Genomic DNA, 11,493 nt, shown 5'->3' with positions numbered 1-11,493 from the left:
CTCAGGTTCCGCATCCCGCCTTCATCGGTTCCGCACAGGTGCTTCCGATCCTGTCCGCCATGACGGAGACGAAGCCCCGGCGACCGGCGCCCCGCCTGCATGCCCTGGACGGCCTGCGCCTGCTGTGCGCGCTCGCGGTGGCCGGTTACCACCTCTCGGCCTCGTGGCGGCTGGACGGGGTGCACCCGCCCGCGCACCACATGCCGGTCGGCAGTCACGTGCTGATCTACGGTTTCCTCGGCGTCGAGGTGTTCTTCCTGGTCAGTGGGTTCGTGATCGGCGTGAGCGCCTGGGGGCGAACCCCGCGCCAGTTCACCGCCGCCCGGATCGCCCGGTTGTACCCGGCGTTCTGGGTCTGTGTGCTGATCACCGCCACCGTGGTCACGCTGCTGCCGGTCAGCGGCGGCGTCCCGGTCGCCGGAACGCCGACGCCGACCGCGATCGCGGTCAATCTGACCATGCTCGCCGAGCCGGCCGGCGTGCCGCTGGTCGACACCGTGTACTGGACCCTCTGGGCGGAGCTGCGCTTCTATCTGCTGTTCGCGCTGCTGGTGATCTGGGGTCTCAGCTATCGGCGGATGGCCGGTTTCGCGACGATCTGGCTGCTGCTGTCCGCCGCCGAGCCGCTGCTGCCGCTCTGGTCACATCCGATCGTGATGCCGCGGTACGCCCCGTACTTCGCGATCGGCATGGCGCTCTGCCTGATGCGGCAGTTCGGGCCGGCACCCTGGCTGTGGGCGCTGGTCGGCGGCGGCTGGCTGCTCGCCGTGCCCCGGGTGATCGACCGGGTGCAGGAGCTGCGCCCCGGCTTCGCCGTTCCGGTGGCGCCGGCCCTGGTGATCGTCACGCTGGCGATGGCGCTGCTGACCGTGATCGCGCTGGGCGGCACTGATCGCCTGGACGTGCGCTGGCTGGCCACCGCGGGCGCGCTGACCTATCCGTTCTACCTGCTGCACCAGCGGATCGGGTACGCGTTGATGCGGACCGCGCACGACTACACCGGGTGGCCTGCCTGGGTGCTGCTCTCCGGCGCGGTGGTGGTGCTGCTGGCGGTGGCCTGGTCGGTGCACCGCTTCGTCGAACGACCGCTCGCCCCGCTGCTCAAATCGCTGGTGGCGGGCAAAGGCAGGGTCAGTTCGAAGGTGGCGCCGGCGCCGAGGCTGCTGCGCACCGACACCTCGCCGTCGTGATCGCGGACGATCTGCCGGACGATCGCCAGGCCCAGGCCGCTGCCGCCGGTGCCGCGCCCGCGGGCCGGGTCGGCACGCCACAGTCGGTCGAAGACCAGCGGCAGATGGTCCGGGGCGATGCCCTCGCCGGTGTCGGTCACCCGGAGCACCGCACGGTCGGCGGCACTCCGGGCGTACAGCCGGATCGAACCGCCGGCCGGGGTGGCCCGCAGTGCGTTGCCCACCAGGTTGCCCACCGCCTGCCGGATGCGGTCCGCGTCCACCTCGGCCACCACCGGCCCGTCGGTGTCGACGGTCAGCCGCACCCCGGCGGCCTCGGCCGCCGCGGCGTGCGCGGTCCGCGCGGTCTCCATCAGCTCCGCGAGATCCACCGGCATCCGGTGGTAGACCAGCGCGCCGGCCTCGGCCAGAGCCAGCTCCTGGAGGTCGTCGACGATCCGCTGATAGAGGATGACCTCGTCGTGCAGTGACGCGAACAGCTCCGGTGAGGGCTCGAACACGCCGTCCTGCATGGCCTCCAGATAGCCGCGCAGGTTGGCCAGCGGGGTGCGCAGCTCGTGGGCGACGTCCGCGATCAGCCGGCGCTGGTTCTCCTCGGCGGCGCGGACCGAAGCGGTCATCTGGTTGAAGGCGCGGGCCAGCTCGGCCAGTTCGTCGCGGCCGTCGTCGGGCACCCGGCTGTCCCGGTCGCCGCGGCCCAGCCGGCGCGCTGCGGCGGTGAGCGAGCCGATCGGGCTGAGCACCCGGCGGCTGATCAGCAGGGCGCCGGCGGTCACCAGCGCCGCCACGACGCCCGCCGTGGTCAGCAGCGGCCCGGACCGCAGCACGGTGACCGGCTCGTCGGCCACGCCCACCGTGAGCAGCAGCGGCATCGGCGCTATCTCGTCGGCCGCGAGCTGCCGCCGGAACACCCAGTCCAGGCAGGACGCCAGCGGCTCGGTGCCGTCGTCCACGCACTGGGCCACCTCGGCGGCGTCGCCCCGTTTCAGATGCTCGGGGCTCGGCAGCGGCCGGCAGCTCCGCATGTCCCCCTCGTCGACCGCTTCCAGCGGCTTGTACCGCGGCACCCCGGCGTCGTCGGCCACCGCGGTCTGCTCCCATCCCAGCCGGGTGAGGCAGGCGGCCCGCACAGTCTCGGCGCGGTACCGCGCGATCGCGGCAAGCGTGGTCCGCCGCGGATCGGGATCGGTCGTGGTGAGCCGCAACGTGGGCAGCGGGTCGATGAAGACCGCGTCCGGCCCGGGCGGCCGGCTGGCACGCCCGTCGAAGTGGTCGGTGTCCACGACCACCTGGCCGCCGGCGTCGACCAGGCGGATCCGCTGGCCGGTCTGCTCGTGCAGCCACCGGACGTCGTCGGCCACGCCCTCCCACGTGCCGTGGTTCCAGGCGTAGGCGCGCAGCCGCTCGCGCATCAGGTCGACGGTGTCCCACGACGCGGAGGCCGCCTCGCGCACCTGGTCGCCGGCCTGCCGCAGGGTGAAGAACGCGGTGGTCGCGGTCGCGCCGAAAGCCACGAACGCGACCAGCAGGAACACCCGGACCCGGAAGCTCACTCGTCGGCCAGCCGGTAACCGCGGCCGTACACCGTCTGCACGTGTCGCGGCTCGGCCGGGTCGTCGCCCAGCTTGCGGCGCAGGTTCATCACATGCGCGTCCACGGTGCGCTCCAGGACGTACCGATCGAATCCGAAGGCCTTCTCGATGATCTGCCCGCGGGTGAACGCGCGCCCGGGCGCCTGGGCCAGCACCTCGAGGATGCCGAACTCCTTGGCGGTCACCGCGACCGGCCGGCCGGCGACACGCACCTCGAACCGCCCGGTGTCCACCTCCAGGTCGCCGACGCGCAGCACCGGCTGGTCCTGCGCCCGCAACGCCCCGGACCGCCGCAGCAGCGCACGCACCCGGGCGGCCAGTTCCCGCGGGCTGTAGGGCTTGGTCAGGTAGTCGTCCGCGCCGGCGTCCAGCCCGCGCAGGATGTCGTCCTCCGCGGTCCGCGCGGTCAGCATCAGGATCGGCACGTCGGACTCGGCGCGCAGCACCCGGCAGACGGTCACCCCGTCCAGCAGCGGCATCATCACGTCCAGCACGACCAGGTCCGGCGTCTGCCGCCGGCACAGCTCGAGCACCGCGCCGCCGTCGCCCACGCAGGTCACCCGGTGGCCCTCGCGGCGCAGATAGGCGCCGGCCAGCTCAGCCTGCTTCGGGTTGTCCTCGGCGACCAGGATCTCGGTGGGCATGCCGCGATCCAACCAAAACCCCGCAAATCTCACCGTGAGTGATCACGACGATCCCTATGCGGTACGAGACGACGAGGTCCCGTCCTCGTAGCCTTCGTCCGCGCGCTCGCGGCGCAGGTACGCCTCCGCGCGGCGGGCCATCGGGGTGTCCTCGGCCGCCAGCCCGGCGTACATCGGGGCGATCTTGTCGGAGGGCTGCCCGGGCGGCAGCAACGGGACGGCCGGGTCCACCACGGCGTCGATGACCACCGGCCGGTCCGCGGCCAGCGCCGTCTGCCAGGCGGAGGCCATCTCGCCGGGCGACGTGACCCGCAGGCCGCGCAGCCCGAGCAGTTCCGCGTACCCGGCGTAGGGCACCTCGGGCAGCTGCTGCGAATCGCCGAACCGGGGCTCCCCCTCGGTCTCCCGTTGCTCCCAGCTCACCTCGGCGAGATCCCGGTTGTTCAGCACGCAGATCACGAAGCGGGGGTCGCGCCACTGCTGCCAGCGGGCGGCGACGGTGACCAGCTCGGCGAGCCCGGTCATCTGCATGGCGCCGTCACCGGTCAGCACGACCACCGGCTTGCCCGGCTCGTCCAGTTTCGCGGCCAGGCCGTACGGCAGGCCGCAGCCCATCGAGGCCAGCGTGCTCGACAGGTGGGCCGGGACGTCCGGCGGCAGGCGCAGATGGCGGGCGTACCAGTAGACGACCGACCCGACGTCGACGGCGACACGCGCCGACTCCGGCAGGTGGTCGTTGAGCGAGCGGACCACGTGCTGCGGGTTCATCGGCTCGGCCGCGGCGGCGGCACGCGTCCCGGCGAGGTCGTGCCAGCGGCGCACGGAGTCCTCGACCGTGGCCCGCCACTTCCGGTCGCCGGCCGGCTCGATCAGGGCCAGCAGCGCGCGTAATGTCTCCGCGGCGTCCCCGACCAGCGGCACCTCGATCGGGTAGCGCATGCCGATCTGCCGGCCGTCGATGTCGATCTGTACGGCCCGCGCCTGGCCGGGCGCCGGGTAGAACTCGGTCCACGGGTCGTTGGTGCCGACGAGCAGCAGCGTGTCGCACTCGCGCATCAGCTCGGCGCTGGCGGTGGTGCCCAGGTGGCCCATCACCCCGGTGTGGAACGGCAGGGTCTCGTCGAGCACGGGCTTGCCGAGCAGCGAGGCGGTGACCCCGGCGCCGAGCCGGTCGGCCAGCGCCACGATCTCGCGCCGAGCGCCGTACGCCCCCTGACCGATCATGATCGCGACCCGTTCCCCGGCCCGGAGCACGTCGGCGGCGGCGCGCAGGTCCTCGTCGTACGGGACGACGCGGGCCCGCCGCAGCCCGGGACTGGTCACCATCACCCCGTGTTCCTGCGCGCCCGGGTCGGGCGCCGGGGCGTTCTGCACGTCGTGCGGCAGGATCACGCAGGTCGGCCCGCGGGTCGACAGCGCGGTGCGGAACGCCCGGTCGATCAGCATCGGCACCTGCTCGGGGGTGTGTGCCTGCTGGACGAACTGCGCGCACACGTCACCGAAGAGCCGGACCAGATCGATCTCCTGCTGGTACGCGCTACCCAGCACCGTGGACACCTGCTGCCCGACGATGGCGACCACCGGCTTGGAGTCCAGCTTCGCGTCGTACAGCCCGTTGAGCAGGTGCACCGCGCCCGGGCCCTGGGTCGAGACGCAGACCCCGGGCCCACCGGTGTACTTGGCGTGGCCGACAGCCATGAACGCGGCCGTCTCCTCGTGCCGGGCCTGCACGAACGTGGGCCGGCCGGCCCGCCGCAGCGCGCCCATCACGCCGTCGATCCCGTCGCCGGAGTAGCCGAACACGCGCTCGACCCCCCATTGCGACAGGCGCTCCACCAGCAGGTCGGCAACCGTGCGTCCGCTCATGGCTCAGGCGTGCCCGTCTCACCCGGCCGCAAACCCTATGCAACTAGTTGCATATAGCCTTACCATCCGTTCATGTCACTCCCCCCGCTGCTGGCCGGCCTGTCGCTTCCGGTGATCGCCTCGCCGATGTTCCTGTGCTCGGGACCCGACCTGGTGATCGCGCAGTGCCGCGCCGGGATCGTCGGGTCGTTCCCGGCCCTCAACGCGCGGCCGGCGAGCCTGCTCGGCGAATGGCTGGACCGGATCAGGAGCGAGACCGGCGGCGCGCCCTTCGCGGTGAACCAGATCGTGCACCGCTCCAACCGGCGCCTGGAGGAGGACATGGCGGTGATCGTCGAGCACCGGGTGCCCATCGTCATCACCTCCCTCGGGGCGCGGCCGGAGGTCAACGACGCGGTCCACTCGTACGGCGGGCTGGTCCTGCACGACGTGATCAGCAACGAGTTCGCGCACAAGGCGATCGACAAGGGCGCCGACGGGATCATCGCGGTGGCCGCCGGCGCCGGTGGTCACGCGGGCACCCAGTCGCCGTTCGCCCTGGTGCAGGAGATCCGCGCCTGGTTCGACGGGCCGCTGGTGCTCTCCGGCGCGATCGCGCACGGCCGCTCGATCCTGGCCGCGCGGGCCGCCGGCGCCGACCTCGCCTACGTCGGCAGCGCGTTCCTGGCCACCACCGAGGCGAACGCGGACCCCGCCTACCGCCGGATGATCGTCGAGAGCAGTGCGAAGGACATCGTCTACAGCAACCTGTTCACCGGGGTGCACGGCAACTATCTGCGCGGCAGCATCGAGGCGGCCGGACTGGACCCGGACGACCTGCCCCTCTCCGACCCGTCCGCGATGGACTTCGGCACCGGCGCGGCCAAGGCCTGGCGCGACATCTGGGGCGCCGGCCAGGGCATCGGCGTGCTGGACCGGGTGCAGCCGGCGGCCCAGCTGATCGCCCGCCTCAGAGCGGAGTACGAGACCGCCCGCCGGCTGCTGACCTCCGTCTGAGCCGACTACCCCGCAGGCGTAACGTCCGGATATGGATGTCGCCTTCGTTCTCGTGCACAGCCCGTCGGTCGGCCCGCTGACCTGGGCGCCGATAGCTCAGCGGCTGGACGGCGCGATCGTCCCCCGGCTCACCGGGATCTCCGACGCCGGGCCGCCGTTCTGGCCCGCGGTCGCCTCGACGGTCGCCGAGACGATCGACCGGCTGCCGGCCGGGCAGCCGGTCGTGCTCGTCGCGCACAGCAATGCCGGCCTGTTCGTGCCGGCGATCATCGACGCGTCCCCACGCGGCGTCGCCGGCTGCGTGTTCGTCGACGCCAAGCTGCCGGCACCCACCGGCGCCACCCCGGTCGTCACGCCCGAACAGCTGGACCTGCTGCGGCCGATGGCCACCGACGGGCGGCTGCCGCAGTGGACGACGTGGTTCGACGAGTCCGAGGTCGCCCCGATGTTCCCGGACGCCCGGACCCGTGCGGCGGTCACCGCGGAGCAGCCGCGGCTGCCGCTGAGCTACTACGAGCAGGAGGTGCCCGCGCCGTCCGGCTGGGACGAGCGGCCGTGCGGCTATCTGCTCTTCGGGCCGCCCTACGAGCCGGTGGCCGAGGACGCCCGGCAGCGCGGCTGGATCGTCGACCGGATCCCCGGCCGGCATCTTCATCAGCTGGTCGACCCGGGTGCGGTGACACACGGCATCCTCGCGATGGTCCGGAAGTGGCGGCCCTGAAGACCGTGTCCATCCGTTGATACGTCGCAGATCACGACGTTCGGGCGACCCCGGCCTGGTTCGTCCGAACGTCGATCGTCGTCCTTCGGTTCCACCTGGCATTGGCTCAGTGCCGGAGTAAATAAGGCGTGCCATGGTTGGCGCTGACAGTCGGCTGATCATGACCGGCGGGGCATACGGCCGCAAACCGCGGAACGGAGTAACAGGCAGTGAATATCGAGACGGCCCTCAAGGAAGCGATGAACATCGAGGGTGCGATCGGCGTCGCGCTCGTCGACTACACCAGCGGCCTGACCCTGGGCATCCTCGGCGGTGGCCAGATCATGGACATGAACGTCGCCGCCGCCGGCAACACCGACGTGATCCGCGCCAAGGTCCGCACCCTGGAACTGCTCGGCATGCAGGACGGCATCGAGGACATCCTGATCACCCTCGACACCCAGTACCACCTGATCCGCCTGCTGCAGAACAAGCGGCACGGCGAGTCGTTCTTCCTCTACCTGTCGCTCGCCAAGGACCGCGCCAACCTCGGCCTGGCCCGTCACCAGCTACGCAAGATCGAGGCGGACCTCGACGTATGACAGGCCCCGGCGACACCCAGTCGGCGCATGCCGAACTTGCCGCCCTGCGCCAACGGGTGCCGGGTGTGCTGGGCTGCGTGGTGGCCGGCGTGGACGGCCTGCTGGTCCTCTACGACACCACGTCGAACACCGAGCCCCATGACGTCGCGGCGCTGGCGGCCGGCGCGCACGGCATCAGCCGCACCACCGGGGCGGTCCTCGGCCAGGGCGGCTTCGCCGAGGTCACCATCCACAACCAGGACGGCTACCTGGCGGTGTACGCCATCGGCGACCTCGCGCTGCTGGTCGTGATCGGCGACGGCGGCCTCAACATCGCCCGCCTGCACCTGGAGGCGCGCCCGGTCACCGCCCGCCTCGCCGCCCTGCTCCAGCTGCGGTCCGCGCACCACCGTTAGACCTTCCGTTCGACGCACCGAGCCGTCGCGGGCACTCGCCCGCGATGCCCGGTTCCACCATGCGACTCCCCCAGGACCCGCCACGGCGCACTACCGCCCCGTGGTGGGTCCCGGCCGTTCCACAGCCAAGCTTGCGTGGGGACTTGCGGTGCGCACGGAACCCGAAATCCCCACGCACGCAGGCGCAACGCCCTGCGTGGGGACTTGTGGTGCGCACGGAACCCGAAATCCCCACGCACGCAGGCGCAACGCCCTGCGTGGGGACTTGCGGTGCGCACAGAACCCGAGATCCCCACGCTTGGGTGCGGGTGAAGGGGCGTGAGGGGAGGTGCGGGCCGGGGTGGCCGACCGCTTCAGCCCGGCGGTCGCGCTGCGGCCCGGAGTGGGCAATCGGCCGCGGTGTGGCCCCGGGACCGGTGCTGGGCGTACAACATCGGTGTTATTGGCGAAGGGCCACGACGCTGCGTCAGCTTTCGGTGAGCGTCCCGTCCGATTCGCGGTATTCCGCGCCGGTCTCCGGGCAGACCCAGATGTCGTCGCCCTTGGCCGTCAGCGGGTGGCCGGCCTTGCCGACCCAGCCGATCCGGCGCGCCGGGACGCCGACGACCAGGGCGAAGTCGGGCACGTCCTTGGCGACGACAGCCCCGGCGGCGACCAGGGCCCAGCGTCCGACGGTGACCGGGGCGATGCAGACCGCCCGGGCGCCGATCGAGGCGCCGTCACCGATGGTGACGCCGACCGCGGTCCAGTCGTCGCCGGTCTTGAGGCGGCCGTCCGGGGTGACGGCCCGGGGGTATTCGTCGTTGGTGAGCACGGCGGCGGGTCCGATGAAGACGCCGTCGCCGAGGCGCGCGGGTTCGTAGACCAGGGCGTGGTTCTGCAGCTTGACGTTGTCGCCGGTGGCGACGCCCGGGCCGACGTACGCGCCGCGGCCGATGGTGCAGTTGCGGCCGAGGACGGCGCCCTCGCGGATCTGGGCGAGATGCCAGATTCGCGTGCCGGCACCGATGTGCGCCCGGGGGTCCACATCGGCTGTCGGCGCGACGGTGACGTCCTCACGGGCGGGCGTTGCCTCGGTCATGCTGGTCCTCTCGGGCCGGTCGGGAATCGGCTCAGGGTAGTCGTGATCATGGTCGTCCCGATGTCAGGAAGCCGACCGGCCGCGCCAAGTCGGTCCGTTGGGCGGCGTGTCCGCTGACCGAGCGGGGCATCGGCGTTGACCGAAGGTATCGGGTGACCCTCCCGGCTTCGCCGGAATTCCGTCACTGATCTGGCGGGCAGCGGCGACGTATCGATAGCGTTCCGGCGGAGCCGCGCCCGCATCCCTCCACCGTGCACGATCCACTCCTGCACCGGCACAACCCGCACCGGCGCGGCCCGCTCCCGACGAAGCCGCGGCTTCCAGAACGAAACGGATGTCTGTGACCCCTCAGCCCGACAAGCCGAACGGAACCGACAAGCCGAACGGAAGCCACAAGCCGACCGGAACCGACAAGCCGATCGGCATCGCCGTCGTCGGGGCCGGTTACTGGGGCCCCAACCTGGTCCGCAACTTCCAGGGCAGCCCGGCGTTCCGGCTGCAGTGGCTGTGCGACCTGGACGTCGATCGCGCCCGCCGGGTCCTCGGCGGTTACTCGACCGTCAAGGTCTCGGCCTCCCTCGACGAGGTCCTCGCCGACCCCGAGGTCGACGCCGTGGCCATCGCCACGCCGGCCGGCACCCATCTCCCGGTCGCCATGGCGGCGCTGGAGGCGGGCAAGCACGTGCTGGTGGAGAAGCCGCTCGCGGCCACCCACGAGGAGGGCCGGCGCCTCGTCGAGGAGGCCGACCGCCGCGGGCTGACGCTGATGTGCGACCACACCTACTGCTACACCCCGGCGGTGCTGCGCATCCGTGAGCTGCTGCACGCCGGCGACCTGGGTGAGCTGCACTTCCTCGACTCGGTCCGGATCAACCTGGGCCTGGTGCAGCGCGACATCGACGTGGTGTGGGACCTCGCGCCGCACGACCTGTCGATCCTGGACTTCGTGCTGCCGCCGGCGGTCCGCCCGGTCGCGGTGGCGGCGCACGGCGCGGACGGCATCGGCGCCGGGCGGGCCTGCGTGGCCTATCTCACGCTGCAGCTGAGCAACGGCGCGATCGCCCACGTGCACGTCAACTGGCTGTCCCCGGTGAAGGTGCGCACCACGATCATCGGCGGTTCCAAGCGGACCCTGGTGTGGGACGACCTGAACCCCAGCCAGCGGCTTTCCCTCTATGACCGGGGGGTGGACGTGGCGTCGGAGGCCGAACTGGAGGACGAGCAGCGGCGGGACATCCTGATCTCGTACCGGTCCGGCGACATGGTGGCCCCGGCTCTCACCGAGCGCGAGGCGTTGCGGACCATGGTCGACGAGTTCGCGCGCGCCATCACCACCGGCACGCCCGCGCTCACCGACGGACGGTCCGGGCTGCGGGTGCTGGCGATCCTCCAGGCCGCCTCGCGCAGCCTGACCGAAGGCGGAACCATGATCAAGCTGGACGAAGGGCACATGGCGTGACTGGGGTACAGATCGAGGGCGCGCGCGCCCTTGTCACCGGCGGGGCGGGCACGATCGGCTCGCACGTCGTCGACGAGCTCATCCGTGGCGGTGCCGCCGACATCGTCGTTCTCGACAACCTCGTCCGCGGCGGGCGGCACAACCTCACCTGGGCCCTGGCGAACGGGCCGGTGCGGCTGGTCGAGGGCGACATCCGCGACCAGGCGCTGGTGCGGGACCTCACCGCCGGCCAGGACCTGGTCTTCCACCTGGCGGCGATCCGCATCACGCAGTGCGCGGAGGAGCCCCGGCTGGCCAACGAGGTGCTGGTGGACGGCACGTTCAACGTGGTCGAGGCGGCGGCCGAGGCGGGCGTCAAGAAGCTGATCGCGTCGTCGTCGGCCTCGGTGTACGGGCTGGCCGAACAGTTCCCGACCACGGAGCGCCACCACCCGTACAACAACGACACCTTCTACGGCGCGGCGAAGGCCTTCAACGAGGCGATGCTGCGCAGCTTCAAGGCGATGAAGGACCTGGACTACGTCGCCCTGCGCTACTTCAACGTGTACGGCCCGCGGATGGACATCCACGGCCTCTACACCGAGGTGCTGATCCGCTGGATGGAGCGGATCGAGTCGGGCACTCCCCCGCTGATCCTCGGCGACGGCCTGCAGACCATGGACTTCGTGCACGTGGCGGACATCGCCCGGGCCAACATCCTGGCCGCCCGCGCGGACGTCACCGACGAGGTGTTCAACATCGCCAGCGGCGAGGAGACCAGCCTCAAGGATCTGGCCGCGGCGCTCAGCGCCGTGATGAAGTCCGACCTGGCGCCGGAGCACGGCCCGGCCCGCGCGGTCAACGGTGTCACCCGGCGCCTGGCGAGTACCTCTCTTGCCGGGGAGAGGCTCGGGTTCAAGGCCGAACTCAGCCTGGAAGAGGGCCTGCGGGGCCTCGTCGACTGGTGGCGGTCCTCCCGATGATCCCGG

10 protein-coding genes and 1 pseudogene are annotated in these 11,493 nt (G+C 71.8%); 7 read left to right on the top strand and 4 right to left on the bottom strand.

Annotated elements, in window-relative coordinates:
* Window positions 1-59: 59 nt before the first annotated feature.
* Window positions 60-1,190 carry an acyltransferase family protein gene (locus AC0NH5_RS11830; protein ID WP_474402723.1) on the top strand — a complete coding sequence of 377 codons (1,131 nt, stop codon included), beginning with the start codon at window positions 60-62 and terminating at the stop codon, window positions 1,188-1,190.
* Here AC0NH5_RS11830 and AC0NH5_RS11825 read toward each other — a convergent pair.
* The 3 genes and pseudogenes from AC0NH5_RS11825 to AC0NH5_RS11815 form a co-directional block, all read right to left on the bottom strand.
* Window positions 1,178-2,062, bottom strand: a pseudogene (locus AC0NH5_RS11825) (ATP-binding protein); the annotation flags it as partial. The gene AC0NH5_RS11830 and the pseudogene AC0NH5_RS11825 overlap by 13 nt on opposite strands.
* Before the next feature lie 677 nt (window positions 2,063-2,739).
* Window positions 2,740-3,426, bottom strand: a complete 687-nt coding sequence (locus AC0NH5_RS11820) for a response regulator transcription factor (protein WP_474402722.1) — start codon at window positions 3,424-3,426, stop codon at window positions 2,740-2,742.
* A 54-nt stretch (window positions 3,427-3,480) separates the two neighbouring features.
* Window positions 3,481-5,292 (bottom strand): thiamine pyrophosphate-requiring protein, encoded by a 1,812-nt coding sequence (locus AC0NH5_RS11815; RefSeq protein WP_474402721.1) that lies wholly within the window; start codon window positions 5,290-5,292, stop codon window positions 3,481-3,483.
* 72 nt (window positions 5,293-5,364) lie between these two features.
* Between AC0NH5_RS11815 and AC0NH5_RS11810 the strand changes: the two genes are divergently transcribed.
* From AC0NH5_RS11810 to AC0NH5_RS11795, 4 genes are all read left to right on the top strand, one after another.
* A complete protein-coding gene (locus tag AC0NH5_RS11810) occupies window positions 5,365-6,288 on the top strand; it encodes an NAD(P)H-dependent flavin oxidoreductase (RefSeq protein WP_474402720.1) in 924 nt (307 codons plus the stop codon).
* Between the two features lie 31 nt (window positions 6,289-6,319).
* On the top strand, window positions 6,320-7,009 hold the full coding sequence (locus AC0NH5_RS11805; RefSeq protein WP_474402719.1) for an alpha/beta hydrolase: 690 nt from the start codon (window positions 6,320-6,322) through the stop codon (window positions 7,007-7,009).
* 239 nt (window positions 7,010-7,248) lie between these two features.
* Window positions 7,249-7,590, top strand: a complete 342-nt coding sequence (locus AC0NH5_RS11800; RefSeq protein ID WP_474402955.1) for a hypothetical protein — start codon at window positions 7,249-7,251, stop codon at window positions 7,588-7,590.
* The gene (locus AC0NH5_RS11795; RefSeq protein ID WP_474402718.1) at window positions 7,587-7,985 is read left to right on the top strand and encodes a roadblock/LC7 domain-containing protein; all 399 of its coding nucleotides are present in this window, start codon (window positions 7,587-7,589) and stop codon (window positions 7,983-7,985) included. The genes AC0NH5_RS11800 and AC0NH5_RS11795 overlap by 4 nt, the downstream gene beginning before the upstream one ends.
* Window positions 7,986-8,451: 466 nt before the next feature.
* Here the strand turns inward: AC0NH5_RS11795 and AC0NH5_RS11790 are convergent, their stop codons facing one another.
* On the bottom strand, window positions 8,452-9,066 hold the full coding sequence (locus AC0NH5_RS11790; protein WP_474402717.1) for an acyltransferase: 615 nt from the start codon (window positions 9,064-9,066) through the stop codon (window positions 8,452-8,454).
* Window positions 9,067-9,400: 334 nt separating this feature from the next.
* Between AC0NH5_RS11790 and AC0NH5_RS11785 the strand changes: the two genes are divergently transcribed.
* Entirely contained in the window at window positions 9,401-10,525 is a 1,125-nt protein-coding gene (locus tag AC0NH5_RS11785) for a Gfo/Idh/MocA family protein (RefSeq protein ID WP_474402716.1), read from the top strand.
* Complete coding sequence (locus tag AC0NH5_RS11780; RefSeq protein WP_474402715.1) at window positions 10,522-11,487, top strand: NAD-dependent epimerase/dehydratase family protein; 966 nt, start codon at window positions 10,522-10,524, stop codon at window positions 11,485-11,487. The genes AC0NH5_RS11785 and AC0NH5_RS11780 overlap by 4 nt, the downstream gene beginning before the upstream one ends.
* The last annotated feature ends 6 nt before the right edge of the window (window positions 11,488-11,493 follow it).

The organism is Actinoplanes sp. 13 (assembly GCF_056134165.1).
The sequence above is the reverse complement of the archived record's forward strand: the minus strand, read 5'-3'. Positions and strand labels throughout refer to the sequence as shown.